Origin of the sequence: Paenibacillus prosopidis (assembly GCF_003337375.1) — a bacterium.
Classification (GTDB): Bacteria; Bacillota; Bacilli; order Paenibacillales; family Paenibacillaceae; genus Pristimantibacillus; species Pristimantibacillus prosopidis.
Genome location: NZ_QPJD01000006.1, coordinates 348,129 through 363,095, shown reverse-complemented (window position 1 = coordinate 363,095; position 14,967 = coordinate 348,129). Strand labels below are relative to the sequence as shown.

The 14,967-nt window shown below is 48.7% G+C and carries 13 protein-coding genes; 2 read left to right on the top strand and 11 right to left on the bottom strand.

The features are described from left to right. Positions 1-69: 69 nt before the first annotated feature. The 6 genes from DFP97_RS11790 to DFP97_RS11765 form a co-directional block, all read right to left on the bottom strand. Positions 70-1,161, bottom strand: coding sequence for an RNA-guided endonuclease InsQ/TnpB family protein (locus DFP97_RS11790; protein WP_245976127.1), 1,092 nt, complete (start codon positions 1,159-1,161; stop codon positions 70-72). A 202-nt stretch (positions 1,162-1,363) separates the two neighbouring features. Further along, complete coding sequence (locus DFP97_RS11785; RefSeq protein WP_114380169.1) at positions 1,364-2,509, bottom strand: NAD(P)/FAD-dependent oxidoreductase; 1,146 nt, start codon at positions 2,507-2,509, stop codon at positions 1,364-1,366. Position 2,510: 1 nt separating this feature from the next. Then, positions 2,511-3,245 carry a methyltransferase domain-containing protein gene (locus DFP97_RS11780; RefSeq protein ID WP_114380168.1) on the bottom strand — a complete coding sequence of 245 codons (735 nt, stop codon included), beginning with the start codon at positions 3,243-3,245 and terminating at the stop codon, positions 2,511-2,513. Next, positions 3,238-4,386 carry a type III polyketide synthase gene (locus DFP97_RS11775; protein ID WP_114380167.1) on the bottom strand — a complete coding sequence of 383 codons (1,149 nt, stop codon included), beginning with the start codon at positions 4,384-4,386 and terminating at the stop codon, positions 3,238-3,240. Before DFP97_RS11775 ends, DFP97_RS11780 begins: the two co-directional genes overlap by 8 nt. 234 nt (positions 4,387-4,620) lie before the next feature. Further along, a complete protein-coding gene (locus DFP97_RS11770) occupies positions 4,621-5,487 on the bottom strand; it encodes a metallophosphoesterase (protein ID WP_114380222.1) in 867 nt (288 codons plus the stop codon). Positions 5,488-5,831: 344 nt separating this feature from the next. Continuing rightward, entirely contained in the window at positions 5,832-7,331 is a 1,500-nt protein-coding gene (locus tag DFP97_RS11765) for a DUF4153 domain-containing protein (protein WP_114380166.1), read from the bottom strand. Positions 7,332-7,493: 162 nt separating this feature from the next. Between DFP97_RS11765 and DFP97_RS11760 the strand changes: the two genes are divergently transcribed. Both DFP97_RS11760 and thpR read left to right on the top strand, forming a co-directional pair. Further along, complete coding sequence (locus DFP97_RS11760; RefSeq protein ID WP_181873475.1) at positions 7,494-9,302, top strand: ABC transporter substrate-binding protein; 1,809 nt, start codon at positions 7,494-7,496, stop codon at positions 9,300-9,302. 42 nt (positions 9,303-9,344) lie between these two features. Then, entirely contained in the window at positions 9,345-9,920 is a 576-nt protein-coding gene (gene thpR, locus DFP97_RS11755) for an RNA 2',3'-cyclic phosphodiesterase (protein WP_114380164.1), read from the top strand. Here the strand turns inward: thpR and DFP97_RS11750 are convergent. The 5 genes from DFP97_RS11750 to map form a co-directional block, all read right to left on the bottom strand. After that, complete coding sequence (locus DFP97_RS11750) at positions 9,886-11,028, bottom strand: GerAB/ArcD/ProY family transporter (protein ID WP_114380163.1); 1,143 nt, start codon at positions 11,026-11,028, stop codon at positions 9,886-9,888. The two genes, thpR and DFP97_RS11750, sit on opposite strands and share 35 nt — an antisense overlap. Continuing rightward, the gene (locus DFP97_RS11745; RefSeq protein WP_114380162.1) at positions 11,025-11,267 is read right to left on the bottom strand and encodes a hypothetical protein; all 243 of its coding nucleotides are present in this window, start codon (positions 11,265-11,267) and stop codon (positions 11,025-11,027) included. The genes DFP97_RS11750 and DFP97_RS11745 overlap by 4 nt, the downstream gene beginning before the upstream one ends. Before the next feature lie 25 nt (positions 11,268-11,292). Next, positions 11,293-12,441 carry a Ger(x)C family spore germination protein gene (locus DFP97_RS11740; RefSeq protein WP_114380161.1) on the bottom strand — a complete coding sequence of 383 codons (1,149 nt, stop codon included), beginning with the start codon at positions 12,439-12,441 and terminating at the stop codon, positions 11,293-11,295. 34 nt (positions 12,442-12,475) lie between these two features. Next, positions 12,476-14,044, bottom strand: a complete 1,569-nt coding sequence (locus DFP97_RS11735) for a spore germination protein (RefSeq protein WP_342773267.1) — start codon at positions 14,042-14,044, stop codon at positions 12,476-12,478. Positions 14,045-14,136: 92 nt separating this feature from the next. Next, complete coding sequence (gene map / locus DFP97_RS11730) at positions 14,137-14,880, bottom strand: type I methionyl aminopeptidase (protein ID WP_114380160.1); 744 nt, start codon at positions 14,878-14,880, stop codon at positions 14,137-14,139. Positions 14,881-14,967: the final 87 nt, after the last annotated feature.

The window sequence follows — 14,967 nt, the reverse complement described above, 5'->3', positions numbered from 1 at the left end:
TCCGGTTTGGACAACTGCCAAGTTCAGGGCTGTGCCATCAGCCCGTCCTAAGACAGTGCATATAGCATCTTAGGCTGACAGACTGTTACCATCTGCCAAAGGCACGTCAAAGCTTTGCTTTGACTTCCGCCCAATGGGTTGACGCTTAATGTTGATTGCGCCAACCCGGTCTCGATGTGCGTGGAACCCGCATGAACACCTATAGGTTCGGTCAATGGCTTTGTTTCGCTTCCCGCATAGGGGGCAAGTTTGAGAGGTATAGGCAGGATTCACCTCCACAACCCGAATACCTGCTAATGCTGCTTTGTATGCGATAAACATTTGCAATTGATAGAACGACCAGTTGTGCAGGTTTTTGGCGTTTTTACGACTTGTTCTTGTCGTTTGGCGTATGTTCGTCAGTCTCTCGATCTTGATGACCAAAACTTGCTCTTCTATCGCCATGTTCACTATCTTTCGGCTAATTTTGTGGTTTTGGTCTTTCATGTAGCGGTGTTCCTTATTTTCTTGCTTACGGATGGCAGACAGCTTTTTGAGCTTGCCCATCCTCCGCCGACGCGCTTTGTACTTTCGGCGAATGTACTTGTTTTGTCTGCCATTGCCGACAAACTTGGTTTTGCCTGATGATGTGACAACGACTGCCGGCACTTTCAATCCAAGATCAATACCCATTGTTGCATCGCCGTTCGTTTTTCCGGTTTGTATTTCGACAGATATTTGAATGTACCATTTGCCCGATTTCTCCACGGCCTTCAAGAGTCCAAGTTTTCCGCTTGCAAGAATGTTATTCTCTCGTTCGGTCATACGGGATGCGACCCTGAGCCGCTGTACTTTCCCATCCATCATGATCGGAAATGCGACGATGTTGCCGTCAATCGAATAGTTTTGATTGTTCACGTAGTAGGCTCTACGTCTTAATATAGGACGTTTCCCTTGCTTATTCGTCTTCTTATGTATGCTTCTTGCATCGCGAATGACTTGATTCCGTACCGCTGAAGGCAGCTTCGCTTCAATATCTTTTGATGTTAGCTTGGGGAATGATCCTGCTCGTTCAGCTTGCAGAGTGAGTTGGTTCACGGCTAAGATATAGGCTTCGCCATGTTCACGCAACAATGCGGGATGGCTAGGAAATATGCGAATCTGAACGGTTACGGTTTGCATCTATTCACCTCCTTCACGAGAATTATACCAAACAAATGTTCGTATTAAAAGGCTGGTGTCATAAATGGTTTCAGTGACCCCTGAACTATTCAAGAACAGTAGAGATGTAGGACAATTAGTCTGTCTAAAGACAGCACTTGTCCTAAGCCGATTCATCCCATGCCTGAAGGCAAGAAGCTTTCTCGACTTGATTATGTAACAGCTAAAAGTCGGTTTGCTTCAGTCTCGTCGCTTGAACCAGCCTGACTGCCAAGCCTGGCGCAAGCTGCGCCGCACCCGGCAGCAGCCAAGAAATAACCGGTACACCGAACAGCCATTGCAGAAAACGGCCCCATCGTAACGGATGCTTAAACTCACCGTGAATCAAGCGCGTATATTCACGCTTCCATCCGGCAAGCGATATCTCTCCGCGCAAATAACGGTCTGCAAGAGGCGTACACAGCTGGGCCGATCGCAGCGCCATCGACATGCCGTCTCCACAGAGCGGAGGAATCATCATGGCCGCATCTCCCACCTGGGGAATCATATCCCACGCGAGCGGCTTACGCTTCAAATCGACGGGGGCAACGGCTGCCTGTGTACCTGAAACGGGAGCGGCATTGATCAGCCTCTTATAAAGCTTCGGATTTGAGCGGGCCGCAGCTTCGATAAATCCAAGGACATTCTTATCGGCTTCCTGGAAAGCTTCCCGTTCCAGCAGTGCCGCGGCGTTTACGAAGCCTCCTTCAATGGGACAAATGCCCAAATAGCCGCCAGGAAAAAAATAGAGCTCGATGACCGGCTCCATGTCGATTCCTTGAAAATGGGTTTTTACGCCTATGTGTGATTGCCCCGCGTCACCGCTCGGCCTGCTGCCCGGAAGTCCCGCGCGCCGATTCGCCCCCCATGCGGCAATCACGGCCTTTGCTTGGACAACCTCGCGCACACCCTCCCGCTTCATCTCAATCGAATACCCCTCGCCGCATGGAGTTACGGATGTAACTGTCGTTGCGGTATGCAGCAGTACGCCGGAATTCTCGGCAGCAATATGCAGCGCAGTATCGAGTGAATAGCGGCTTACGCCTAAGGCGGTACCAGGCAGCGGAATCTCTATTTCAGCCCCATTTTCGAAAATTAACCTTACACGCTCTATGAAGCTGGGACGAAGGAGTCCGGCAGGCTCCAGTAAGCCAAAGGCATGCAGCGTGCTTTGCGATTCCGGCGAAAGAAACTCGCCGCAAACCTTATGCCTGGGAAACGACTGCCGATCGAGCAGCATCGTATCCCATCCTCTGTCCGCCAACGCCTTCGCCATGCTGCTCCCGGCTATGCCAGCTCCAAGCACCGCCGCATCGAGGATGTAACTCATCCTACTCAACTCCGCTAATTGATTTTGACCCAGTCTTCCCGATGACGACGGCGTAACGAAACAGCGGTCTCCAAGCATAATACATATCGGTCAGCCCAAGCGCTTTCCCGAGACGTTCCCAATCCGCCGCACGAAAGCCTTTTGCTACGGATAGCGGTCCGTCGTTCAATATATAACGGTTGGATGAAACGACTCGTGTTGTAAGCCACACCGCGGTCCACGGAATCCAGTGCCGATGGATGTCATTAATGACGATGCCTATACGTGATGCCTTTAGCATGCTCCGGGCAACGGATGGCAGCTCATCTGCGTTAAAATGATGAACGAACTGCGTTCCCGTAACGATATCCGCGCATGCTTCCGCAAGCGTAAACAAGTCGCCGCGCATGATCTGAATGCGAGGCTCGTTACGAAAGAGCTGTCTAGCCTCCTCGCAAGCCTCCTCGGTTAGATCCACGAGCGTAATGCTAAGCTCAATTCGCTGCGCATCCGCCCATTGCAGCAGCTGCCGGTTCACGTCACCGGATCCCGCTCCGACATCCAGGACGGACAACCGCCGCGGCTTGTCCGCTTCCATCCATAATCGCCGAACGCCATGTATTGTAGGAGCGGCGGCCGCAAATATCCGGTTCAACAGCCGAAGATGCCGTAACGCCTCCCGAAGCTCTACGCCTCCGCTCGAAAAGTCATCCATCAATTCGGGAGCATTCGCCCGCTCCTTCAGTCCTCTAGGCATAAGCTCCGCCTGCAATCTGTTCCTGCCCCACGATGGTTGGGACATAAGAAATTTCTATCATCTCAGCGGTCAGACCCGGCCCGAACGCCAAAGCTATGCCGCTGGCCCGTTCCGATCCGTTTTCTCTCAGCTGATTCCTAATCGCCTCTAATACAAAAAGAATCGTCGCAGAGGATACGTTACCGTAATCGCGGAGAACGCCGAGACTCGGCGCCACTTGTTCGTCCGTAAGCTCAAATCTCGTTTGCAAGCTCTCAACGATGCCCCGGCCTCCCGGATGTATCGCCCATAACGCCGGTTTATGATCGCCGCATAGCCGCTCGACCTCTGCCGGAATGAGATCTCCGATCAGCTTGGGAATTTGCGGTGAAAGATACAAATCGAAGCCATAATTGCCTAACTCCCACACCATCTCATCGGCGCAATCAGGAAGCAGGACAGAATGCTCTTTACCTAATTGAAAGATCGCTCTGTGCGCAGGTCCGGCTGCACCTACGACACAGGCCGAAGCCCCGTCGCCAAAAAACGAAGCGGCGAATAAGGATTCCCGGTCGCCGGAGGGCTGTATGTGCAGCGTGCATAATTCCACACAAACGATCAATACATTCGCCCCTGTGGTACTTGATACGATTTGCCGCGCTAAGCAAACGGCCTTTAAGCCGGCAGCGCATCCAAGAAAGTTAAGCGGAATCCGGGTTACGGTAGGAGCCAGTCCCATTTGCTGAACCAAAGCCGCATCCATTCCGGGAAGGAACTGGCCGGTACAGCTAACCGTGATAAGATGTGTAACGTCAGCAGCATCAACCCCCCCATCGGATAAAGCTTGTCTTGCTGCAGTCAGCGCTAAAGGTACGGATTCCCTCTTATATATGCGCATGCGCTCCGCGGTCGAAGGAGCATCTGCAGCTGATGTTTGCGGAAAATAGCGGCAATCGACGGCAGCCTCGAGCAGGTTGGGTTCGCAGGTGTAACGGCTCTCCACCCCGCACTGCTTAAATATTCTTCTCGCCCAGCGTGCAGAGTCGGGTTTATCCGACAGCGCTTCGGTTAATCTTCGTGCCGTATCGGCCTGATCAATCCGATAAGGCGGCACAGCCGTGCCTAATCCCAATATGGCAATGTCCAGATCTGCTTTCTCCATATAGTTGCATCCATCCTCTCTGGATAAACGGACAAGTTTGCTGCTTTAGACAAGTCTATTCAAAGCTTGTTGTCTATATGACGGGGATTCAAGTAATTCCATTTATTTGTAATAAACTTGAAATCTAATTTACATCTCATTTTAATGAAACAAACCTATAATAAACACAACCCCCTTTTGTAATATATATATTGAAGACCCGCAGCACCGATGCTGCGGGTCTCTTTTTGTCTTCTATTCGTTCGGGGGCGACTGGGGCGTTAGCTCCACCATTACGATTTCCGGACGATTAAACAGCCTTTGCGGGATAATGCTGTTGCCTAATCCTCTGCTTACAATCAGAGTGGAATCCCCTTCTACGTATTTACCCGCATCATACCTCGGCAGGAAGCCCTGACCGGGCGCAATCAGTCCGCCAGCGAAGGGCAGCCTGACTTGTCCTCCGTGCGCATGGCCTGAGAAGGTCAGATCCATCTTATTTTGCACATACACCGAAAAGAGCTCCGGCCGATGCGATAGGAGTATGGTGAACGCATCGGAGGTTCCGGTCCCTAGAGCGGCACCGATATGCTGATTCAGCTTAGCGGCATTACCGTCAGCGTGCTGATTGAAGGTTGGATCATCAACTCCAGCGATACGGATCTCGCCCTGTCCGAGCTTAATGAATTCACTCTTTTTTCGCATGACATGAACGCCAAGCTCGTTTAGCTGTTTCCCTAGCGGTTCGAATTTGCTCCTGCAGCACTCGTGGTTTCCAGTCACATAATAGACAGGAGCTAATTTGGTCATTTCCCGCATGAGGATAATGCTAGCTTCCGCATTGTATTTTCTTCTATCGACTAAATCGCCGGTAACGGCTATAAGGTCAGGCTTCAGCTTTTTTACCTTTCGGACCAAATTGGACTGATTCTTACCGAAAGACTTGCTATGTATATCCGTCAAATGTACGATTCGATAGGAATCAAAGCCGTTCGGCAGCTTATCCGAGCTGATACGAAACTTTGTAACGCTGAGAGCATTATTTTGGTAATAGGAAAACGCAACTATGGCTATAACCGCAATAAAAATATAAAGTATGATCTTCTTTGATCTCTTTCTCACCTGGGACATTCCCTCCTTCTGGGATATATTATCAAAATAAATGTGCATGACAATGGTACAGCCGATTAATAGTGATAGCTTCCGAAGGAACCACTGCTGCTGGAGCAGTAATGTTGTATAATGTGCAACAATATAGGGAATCCCATTGTTATCCATGCTACGGAGCTCCATCATGCAACAGCAGCTTATATCGTTTCAACGACCGCTAACGCAATAAACTTTTTACGGCGCTAATTACAGCACTGGGCTTATGAATGTGTATGGAATGCCAGCTGTCTTCGACTGTAATCTGTGTTGTTTGGTTGGTCAATCGGCTCAGCTCCTGCTGCCCCGCCTACATTACATTACTTCGCCCTTTGCTCCGACCAGTTCCACGACTGCCACTTGTGACGGGCCCGGGCTTCGCTCCTCAGTTCTTCGATCACTTCGGATAATCCGTCCAGATTAGGATGCTTGGCATGCAGCTTCAGCAGCGTAGGCGCCGCATCAGCTGACAGCACGCCTAAATAAGCAATATCGATCGCACCCGTTCGCTCAAACCGCTCCATATTTTGAGCTGCAATACGTGCATCCAAATTAGCGTAATTCATCATGACGTAAGCGATAATCGATATACAAATATAGGCTTTTGCCATGGAGAAGCTTTCCTTCCAAATGCGAAGCATCGCAATAATAAGCAGCACGCCCAAAAACACCATAAACCCGTGAACCAGAAGCCGGGTCTGCGTATAGCCGTAAGCCTCCTCGTATAAGGCCAGCCGGCTATAGGCGGAGATGAGCATAACAATGGTACAGCCGATTAACAGACTGAGTGACAGCTTGCGAATCCATTCCGCCAGCTTGCTTGTTCGCCGAATCATATGAAGGCCGCAAATCAGCAGGCCTATATTAATGAGCGCGACCATAATTAATTCCGCGAAGCCTCTTCGCGCATATTCGGCATAAGCAGCCCCTTGGGGCAATAAGCCGTTTGCTGCGCCGAATAAATACGAGAATTGAATGACCACAAACAGCACGTAAACGAAATTGACGCTTACGAGCAGCGTGCCTGCGGTAATGGGATCAAATTCGATCCGCCCGCTCTCTTTAGAACTGTCGCCTTCCGCAGGTGCAGGCAAGCTCTTTGCGTTATCTGTTGATTTGTGAAAAAGCAGCGCCCATATGTAGCAGAAAGCGTAGAGAGCAATAATCGCCGCGGCTCCTATTCGAACGATTCCATCTCCGAATGAAAAGAGATCCAGTACATGCGGAATTTCATTTAGCCACGAAAGAAAAATTTCGTCGGCCGATGCGAGCAAAGAAATAACGACGAGGAGAAGAGGTGCGGCGATCACTAGTCCAAGCAGCATTTTGGCCAGTTTGCTTCTTGTAGCCCCTGTTCCGCGTGCCTTGAGCCGATTGTTAAATAGACTGAATGGTACAGTAATATACGAGAACGGCTTTACGATGCCGAGAAACATGCTTTCCGAATAAAACTTCGACCGATACCACGGCTGCACGCTGCTTCGGGTCAAAAGCACCGTCTGCGCAATAATTAGGGCAAACAGGGCAAAAACGTTCAGCACCCGAAACAGTTGGTTGGCAAATAGAGCATAGGTCAGTGTCAGCAGCAAAATCGGAATGAACAGGATCCAACCCGAACTCATTTGTCCTTGCCACTTTTCAAACCCGCCCATTCTTCCTTTAATGGCATAAAAGAACAGACCATAAAACCCTGCTACAAACAACACAACCGAAATACCCGCAGCTGCTCCCACGAACAAATACTGGCTCACTAAACCGAACAAAACGGCAAGGACAAGCATTCTTTCATACCTTTTTTGCCATGGCGCCGGATCTCTCATACGACTCACTCCTAAACGTTTTGTGAAGCAATCTTTGCTCCGTCATATCTATCTCTATACGCGATTTGTTAATTTCCTCCTTTTATTGTAACCTAGAAAACAAGAACAAAAAGTGTAAGTTATAAATGGAAAATTTCATATTTTATGTCGGGAGCGTTTTGCATGAAAATACGTCGGCATTATTTGGCGATCAGGCGTTCATTTCCAAGCGTTCAAGAGAATATCCCACTCGAAGTGACGACGCAGGAGCTCGCAAATTTGCTCGATTGCACACATCGGAATATGGTATTGCTGTTGAAGCGGATGCAGCAGGAACAGTGGTTAACCTGGACACCTAAGAGGGGCCGGGGAAATAGATCCCATCTGACCTTCTTAATGAGTAAGGAACAGATTGCTCTGCAGGAAGCGCAGGAAATGGTTCAAAAACAAGATTTGCATTCAGCGCTCGAGCTTCTTCAGCAGATGGAGGAAGCTCCACAGCTTCGAGATCAGTTTCAGGAATGGCTGTCCGGCCAGTTCGGCTTTCATTCCGAGGTTCAAGGAAAAAGGCGTACCGATATTTTGCGTTTTCCTCTGCCGCAATCGATCTATTCCTTAGACCCGGCAGCTATCCATTATACGGGAGAGTCCCATCTCGTCAATCAGCTGTTTGACGGCCTTGTGCGCATGGACCCGAAGGGTGAGGTCATTACGCCGCATCTCGCCCATGCGTGGGAAGTCGATGCCTCCCGCACGCTGTGGACCTTTTATTTGCGCAAAGGGGTGCTGTTTCATCATGGACGGGAGCTGGATTCGTCAGACGTCAAGTATTCGCTGGAACGGCTCAAGAAGCTGGCGCCGCATGGTCTATACAGCTGGGTCTATGCGGATATCGTATCGATGGATACGCCGGATGATACGACGATACGGATTCAATTAGCTGAGCGAAACGAAGCGTTTTTAGCTTTTTTGACGACTAATCGCGCCTCCATCGTGCCTCAGGATGCATGCGAGGCCGCGGGCGGGCAATTTGCCAACAAGCCTATTGGAACAGGTCCGTTCCGGCTGGCGGGAAATGAACAAGGCGTATGGATACTGGAGGTTTTTGTGCCTTATTTTCAAGGGCGGGCCTTTCTGGACCGGGTTGAAGTGTGGACATTGTCGGAGGGGCACCGAAATGAACCGGCGGCAGAGCTGAAGACGTTCCAAGTGATGCACAATGTGAGATTGTCCGATATGGCAGCAGCGCAATGGCAGCAGGTCCGCCAGTCCGGCATGACATGCAAGTTTATTACCGTAAATGAGCTGAAGGATGGCCTCCTTGCAAATTCCGCCATACGCGCAGCGGTTGATTATGCGATTGACAGGGTTTATTTGCTGGAGCTGTTATCGGGGGATGTCATTGAAGGCGTTGACAGCTTCTGGCCGGAACCGGAGGAGCCGAGGCGCCAAAGCGAGACTGCCAAGGATTTGATAGCGGTCAATAAGAGGCTGACTGCCGCTGGTTATAACGGGGAGACGCTTGTCCTCGCAACGATTCCGCAATACGAAGCCGATGCCGCAATCCTTCAACAGGTATGCGCAAAGTCGGGCATTCCGCTTGAAATTAAACTCATCCCGGCGGAAGAGTTTAAGGGTGCTGCCCGAATGCAGGCTGATCTCCTCCTCTTCGCCATCATGCTGGACGAGCACCGCGAGCTGCGGCTAATCGATCTGTACCGGAGCATGCAGCAGCATGCGCTGCCGGATATAAATGACATGCTGGAGCACAGCATCCGCCTTATCATGTCTGAACCCGATTATAAGCTCAGAATATCTATTTTCAGACAAATCGAAACGCAGCTCAAAGAGAGGAACAGCTTGCTGTTCCTTTACCGTAAGCACCTGAAGACCGCCTTCCATCCGTCTGTCCGCGGTATATCGCTGGAGTCGCTCGGATGGGTTCGTTTTCGGGATATTTGGTTTACTTCGGCGCCTATCGTTACATACTGAAAAGGATGAGTATTCTTGAAATAGAGAATGGGGTTAAAATCAATGGATCAAAAGAAAGCTCCTGCTATACGCTTGTTCGTTGCAGTTCCTATACCGGGGCCTATTATGGAGAAATTGCAAGATTGGACGCTTGCCCATAAAGAATGGCTCCCGTTTCGAAAATGGGTCCATCAGCGGGATTACCATATTACGCTTCAGTTTCTAGGCGATACGCCGGTTTCTAGGACCGAAGCGCTGCAAGCCGCGCTTCGGGAAGTTAGGGCAGCATCTATTGCTTTAGCTTTGAACGGAGCAGGCACCTTCGGTCCGCCGAAGACTCCCCGCGTTCTCTGGGCAGCTCTTACCGGCGATCTGAAAGGATTAACCTCACTCCACATGGCGGTTACCAAGGCGACAAGCTCCCTTGGCTTCGAACCGGAGGACCGTCCTTATACTCCGCACATAACGCTGGCTAGAGGATTCGCCGGCGGCGGGGAAATGCCAATCGAAGCGACGGCTGACGCTCCAGCCGGAGTCGAATGGGAAGCCGACCGCTTCGTCCTGATGCAAACCCATATGCATGCCTCTCCGATGTATGAAGTTATCAGTGAATTTCCGTTGTCTGCTCCTTTTTCTTGAATAACGCAACAATCGTCAGCAGCAGCAACGGGAAAACAAATGCGGCAGTTGCCCATACCGGATGGATAGCGGAAACGATGAATCCCCACTCCGAAGGACTGTCAAAACCTACGAGTCCCATCAGAAAACCGATCATGGCCAAAGGCATGACAAACGTGCGATGATCCTTAAAATGGAACAGCTGCTTTAGATACAGGCTCAGCACGTACAAGGTAATCGTTGTTTTCATGAAAGAACCCAGGATGAGCGCCATGCCGATAATGGACTCAATTCTTTGAATAATCTCCTGAAACTCGACGACGCGTGCAAATGAAAACAGAACATACGGTCTCTCCCCTGCATAGGGCCCGAAAATCATGATCGCGCACAGTGTGGTCACGCACAATGTAAAAATATTCAGCACCAATGTTAGTATCATCGCCCTAGGTAATTTCTTTGATGAGCTCTTGTTGACAAACGGAAGCAGCATCGAAAATATAAAAACTTCGACATAAGGAAAACCGAAGGTCATATAGGCCCCATGAAGGACCGGCTTGATTCCCTTAGGTAAAATAGGTAACAGCAGAGACGGATCATAATCTGGAATGCCGAGCAATAATACGAATACGATTAGGTAGCCCGTTAATGCCGTGATCAGTGTAAACATTCTAGCCATCGTCTCAATTCCGGCACGGGCGGTTGCCGCCGAAATAGCGAAAATCAAGAAAGTAAACACATACATCGGCGTTTCCCTGAGCATGGAGCTAATCATAAATAATCCGACATCCACAACGATTGCCGTCTGCATTTGAAGAAGGAATGAAAGGGTAAGCACGGATAAGGCTATGGTTAGCGCTGACCCGATTAATTTGCGGCTGTATTCCACATAGGTCAAATCCGGAAAGCGGCGGTGCAGAAATAGAACACACGACAAGACGCAGAGTCCAAGCCCCCCTGACAGGAGAAGAGACAGCCACGCGCCATTATTCGCTTTGCCTATAAGCGGACCCGGAATATTGATAATGGAGGAGCCTGTGATAAAAACAAAAAACAGGACACTCATTTGGAAATGATTAATATTTTGTTTACCGATGTTTCTCCCCTCCTCTACCCTCTCAACCGCAATCATTTAACATTCAAATAATCATCTATTGCTTTGGCCACCCCGCCAAAAACAGGGTTGATCACATCATAGATATCAGCCCAGTTTTTATTTATTGCATAATCAAAACCTAAATATAAAGAAATGAACAGAAGGATGAAATAAACGGCCTTCTCCTGCTTCGTCATTTTTTTTCTCAAAAGATACCAATCAAACAGCGTCATGATGCCGAAGGCAGCAGCTAGGACAACCATTCTTTCCGCCAAATGCAAGCCCTCCAACTATTAGATATTAAAAAACGGATTTACCCGTTGAGGTCCCGTTTGTAATGAGTTTTAATTCAACCCGAATGTCAAAAGGGATTTTCGCAAATTGTTTATCCCACGTTTCCTTTAGGCCGTCCCATGTTTGGGGATGAATTCTATAGATATGATTTCCAACGCCAATCACATCTATTTTATTCACTTGAAGAAATCGTATCGTGCTGCGTATTTGATTCTTCATTTCTTCTTCCATTTTATGTACGAATGCAGCCTCATCTGGTTGTTTGTCAATAGCCGAACACTTCAATTCTCCGGTAGAGGCCTCCCCTTGTACCGTCACACTTACACTTATCCTGTTTCCACTCAGCTTCGGTTTAACTTTGGTATTCAAGGACAGAATTTCGATTGTCTCCATCTCATTCTTCCTGCCCTCGCATGGTATTTCAAAAATGCCGGATCTAAATTTATTGCGGAGCATAATCAGGCCTTTTACTTTACTGGGAGGCAGAATCCCTGTCATTTTGCCATCCTTCAAGAGAGCAAGACCGGCTGCGGAAAACAAATCCTTCGTTTGTTTGTCTTCATATACGTAGGACACGACAGCATCGCTGTGGGCACTCTTCAACTGTTTAACTAAATCAAGCAAGGAGGTATCAATCGTTTTAGAGGTATTATTGTAGGTGGATTCCTCCGCTCTCAAAAGCTGCTGAGCCGTTGTTTGTTCGATTAGCGATTTCTTCTCAAGCATCTTACTGGCAGATCCTTTCGCGATCATAAGGGATACTGTGCTTCTTGGTTCATGATCCCTGTAAAAAAGGTCGAGGAGCTTGGCGATGTTAACAGACTGGGCGAGCTTCTCTCCTACAATAATGACGCGCATATGACTCCACTGCGCTTTTCTTCCCAAATGAACAGGAATATCGCGTATCGCTTCGTTTATGGAGTCATCTCTCGTCAAAATATTGGTGCTTGCAGGCCCGGCTGAAGTCCCTTTAGCACCTTCGGCGGGAGTAGGACGGTAGATTTGCGTCAGCATTTCGATTTTACCGTCTTTTCCTTGATCAAGCGCAACACCCATAACAAATCCCCGTTCCGTCAGCTCATTTTTGCTCCAACAACCTGGGGAAACCAGTAGTATTGCTGTTAGGAAAAGATGGATCGCGAACTTTTTCATCATATCCCATTCTTTCCGTTCGAAGATAATTGCAGAGTTACTTGGCTGCTTTATCCTTATGCAGGTTCCGGGGAGAACGAAGCAGCACCTTCAAGGGAACCCTTAATACGACGTCCCTCAGTTCGGCTATCCTTAACGGAGCGAGCGGCGCCAGATAGGGTTGTCCCAGCGAGCGCAGATGACAAAGATGGAGCAAAATAAACAATAAACAAATCATCATCCCGAAGCCCCCCATTATAGCCGCACTAATCATTAATGGAAACCGCAATATCCTTAATGAAATGGCGATATTATATTGCGGAATGGCGAATGAAGCGATGCCCGTCAAAGCGACGACGATGACCATAATGGGAGAAGCGATGCCGGCACTGATGGCCGCATCCCCGATGACAAGCGCTCCTACGATGCTGACGGCAGAACCGACCGGCCTAGGCAGCCGAACCCCGGCCTCCCGCATCAGCTCAAAGAAAAACTCCATCAGTAGCGCTTCAAAAAATGCGGGCAGCGGTATGCCTTCCCGCGCATTGAGAACCGCAAGCAGCAAAACCGTAGGAATCAGCTCAGGATGGAAGGTCGATAGAGCTATATAGATGCTGGGCAGCGTCAGCGCTATGATAAAGGCTATGATACGAAGCCAACGAACAAAGGTAGCGATAACCGTACGTTGATAATAATCTTCACTGGATTGAAAAAACTCGGTGAAAAGACCCGGGCATAATAAAATGCCGCCCGTGCCTTGTACCAAAACGGCAATCTTTCCGTCCAGCATGGCGGCCACCGCCATATCTGTTCTTTCCGTATACCGGTGCTGCGGAAAGGGAGAAAAGGTAGAGTCCTCGATAATCTGCTCGATGTATGAGGTCTCCAAGATTTCAAGTTCTTTGATTTGTTCCACTCTTTTTTTAAATTCCGCCAGTAATTCCGAACTAACGGCATCTTCAATATAACCGTAAGCGACAGTCGTTTTTGTTTCTCCGCCCGCGGTGATCATTTCAATTTTAAATTTCGGCGTTTTTAGACGTAAACGGAGCAGGCCTAAATTTTTCTGTAAATTTTCGACGGTACTCTCTCTAGGCCCTTGGACCACGGATTCGTTGACCGATTCGCTTACCTGTCTCGTTTCAACGGACTGTGCTTTAAAGGATAATACTTTATCCCATTGATCAAACAAGATCACGAGTCGTCCATACGATATTTGTTCCACCACAAGATGCATATCCTCAAGAACGATAGTTTTTTTCCCGGAGACTCCGTCATGCTCGAAAAAAGAACGGATATCCTGCGGCGTGACCTCCATGCCGGGTCCGATCTCATGCGTAACAAGATCCTGAAGGGTCATCTTCATATAATTAACGGTGTCTTCTTGGACAAGCGATTCATAATACACGGAACAAGCCGAGTATTGCATCTCCGGACCGTAATTCCAATGCTTGAAAATAATATCCGAGCTAATCGAGAATACCGTTTCAAGGTGACGAACATTTTCAGAAAGCTGCCCGGATATCGGCAGCTTTGGTTGTTCGTCTAATTGCTCCTTACCTGCTTTTAACGTTCCATTTGCTTCTGCAGATCCCGTTTGCGGCATTCCGCCGGAGTTGTTCGTCACCTTGAATTCACCTTGTTTCCATTACCTGGTTTGTTTTTAACCAGTATGGCCCCTGCCGCATGGGGATATACAAAAATCACTTAGTACTATAGCTATGCTACAGTCAAAATGATTGGCTTATCCTTTGTAATGATTATCGTATGCTCATGCTGTGCCGCGAAGCTATTATCGGGGGTGCTCAGCGTCCATCCATCCGGCTGCTGGACAACGAATTCTGCGCCGGTCGAGAGGAAAGGCTCAATTGTAATGACCAGGCCTTCTTTCAATGTACGTTTATCGCGTTTATTGAATACCGGTTGAATTTGCGGCCATTCATGCACCGCTTTGCCGACCCCGTGACTGCACAAATCATTAATGACCTTATAACCGCCCTTTTTCGCTTCGTGCTGAATGATGCGGCCGATCTCATTTATTTTCACACCATGCTTCAAGGACGCGATCACCTTCATCATCGTTTCGTGTGTGTAATCGCATAAGCGCTGCAAGGAATCGTTATTAGACTCCAATTGAAAAGAATGACCAGTATCCGCTACGTAGCCGTCCTTCTCCGCGCAAACATCGATGTTTATTAAATCCCCCGCTTGAAACCTATGATTTCCGGGAATGCCGTGGGCAACCTCATGATTAACGCTGATGCATGTATGGCCAGGAAAGTTATATATCTTTTTCGGAGCGGATATTGCGCCGTGGCTCTCCAAAATACGCCCTCCGAGCTCATCCAATTCCTTCGTCGTCATTCCGACTCGTGCTTGCCGTTTCATCTCATTCATCGTCAACGCAACAATTCTGCCGATTTCCTTCAAAGCGTCAATATCTTTCTGCGAGCCTACAGTCATGAGCATCCTCCAAATCGTTAATTATACTAATTATTTATTATTACTACATTACGTTAGAAATAGATATTGGTGATCGCAAAATAATTT